We start from the raw sequence: 1307 nt of genomic DNA on the forward strand, positions 1-1307 counted from the left end.
CTCGGCGACGGATCCCCAGATCGTCTCGATCTCACCTTTCATGCGGGCGCGGTTACACATGGGTCAGATCCTACGAGACGATGGTCTTTTATGTCCGACCGCTGGTCGTTGCCAGCTCCGCTTTTCAGAGATTGCCCTGTTCTTCCACCGGAACCTCGTCGCCCGGCGCGAAGTAGAGGGCGGCACATTCCGCCTGCAGACATCCGCCTTCAAGGGCAAGGTCGTCACGAAATGCGTCCTTGATGAAGTCCATGGTGTCGAGGTGTCGGTCTTCGAAATACATCTGGTGAACGTCGTCGCGACCCGCACCGTAGACTATGCGACCCACCTTGGCCCAGATCGAGGCCATCGTGCACATGCCGCACGGCTGCAGGGTCGAGTAGAGCGTCGCGCCGCGAAGGTCCATGTCGCCATGCGCCGGCCCTGCTCTGCGAAACGCCATCATTTCGGCGTGCGCCGTCGCGTCGCAAGTCTCCTCGGTCTTGTTGACCGCACGGGACAGTTCGCGACCATTCAGCACGATGATGGCAGCGATCGGGGTATCCTGCGGCGCTGTTCCTTTCGTTTTCGCCAGTTTAATGGCCTCACGCATCCAGGCCCGGTCATTGTCGTCGATCATGGTGACCTAGGCTCCTGCCGGCCGCAGCCCGGCTCCGGCGACACCCGAATTTGCCGGCTCATCGCGGGAGTAGGTCCCGATGAGGAAGCCGGCGGCAAGGACTTTGCCATGTATCGCCTCGAGAAACGCGGAACGACCCGGGTTGGCTTCGAGGGCAGGCACTTGGGAGAGCGCGAAAAGCTGGAACACGTAGTCATGCACACCATGGCCCTTGGGGGGATCTGGCGGCAGCCACCCTTCGGCCAGATAGCTGTTTCGCCCAACGTCGCTGCCGTCCGCTGCGCCGTCTCCGTCAGGCACGATCGCACCCTCTGGCAGTCCGCCCACATCGGGCGGGATATTCCAGACAAGGGCATGCACGAGGGGATGGGGGGCCGGTGCGTCGGGATCTTCGACCAAGAGCGCCAACGATGCCGTCCGTTCGGGGAGAGGTCCCCAGCTCAGCGGCGGCGAAATACCCTCTCCGTCGGCCGTGAACCGGATCGGGAGGCGCTGACCGTCTGCGAATGCGGGACTCGCCAAGGGAAACAGGCGCTCACCCATGTCTTCGCGAACGATTGCCAGCTTCGCGTGTCCGGCGCGGACATGCTTGAGCAATTGGCCCAGCCAGGCAGGTACGTGTTCAAGCACTTCGTGATCCTTTTCACACTGCATGAGCCTCTCTGGCTCATCCACGGGTTGCCGCGCG

At 62.8% G+C, this 1307-nt stretch carries 2 protein-coding genes; both read right to left on the reverse strand.

Annotated elements, in window-relative coordinates; translation table 11 throughout:
- Positions 1-124: 124 nt before the first annotated feature.
- Positions 125-619 carry a nucleoside deaminase gene (locus A8V01_RS28000; RefSeq protein ID WP_103099515.1) on the reverse strand — a complete coding sequence of 165 codons (495 nt, stop codon included), beginning with the start codon at positions 617-619 and terminating at the stop codon, positions 125-127.
- Positions 620-625: 6 nt separating this feature from the next.
- Entirely contained in the window at positions 626-1249 is a 624-nt protein-coding gene (locus tag A8V01_RS28005) for a YbhB/YbcL family Raf kinase inhibitor-like protein (RefSeq protein ID WP_103099516.1), read from the reverse strand.
- Positions 1250-1307: the final 58 nt, after the last annotated feature.

The organism is Novosphingobium guangzhouense (assembly GCF_002896965.1).
GTDB lineage: Bacteria > Pseudomonadota > Alphaproteobacteria > Sphingomonadales > Sphingomonadaceae > Novosphingobium > Novosphingobium guangzhouense.